Below are 247 nucleotides of genomic sequence, written 5' to 3'. Positions count from 1 at the left end.
GGCTTATTTACCCATAGCTCCTGAATACCCTGAAGACAGGATCCAGTTTATGCTTGATGACAGTGGCAGCCAAATTATTCTGATACAGGATAAATTTATAAATGCTAAAGGTAGTTACAGAAATGCTAAAGGTAGTTACAGAAATGCTGAATTTATTAGCATAGAAAATCAGGAACTATTTACTGGGGATGTATCAAATCCAAAGTTAATTAGTAAACCTGAAAACTTGGCTTATGTAATATATACA

1 protein-coding gene is annotated in these 247 nt (G+C 33.6%); it reads left to right on the top strand.

The genetic code is table 11. From position 1 onward, the window contains the following. Nucleotides 1-49: 49 nt before the first annotated feature. The coding region (locus tag WA407_RS26565) for a hypothetical protein (RefSeq protein ID WP_442952061.1) at nucleotides 50-247 on the top strand (198 nt) is incomplete at its 3' end.

This window comes from Paenibacillus sp. 203, from assembly GCF_037027525.1.
In the GTDB taxonomy this organism is placed as follows: Bacteria; Bacillota; Bacilli; order Paenibacillales; family Paenibacillaceae; genus Paenibacillus; species Paenibacillus polymyxa_B.
Note: the sequence above shows the minus strand (reverse complement) of the source record. Positions and strands in the feature narration are given on the sequence as shown.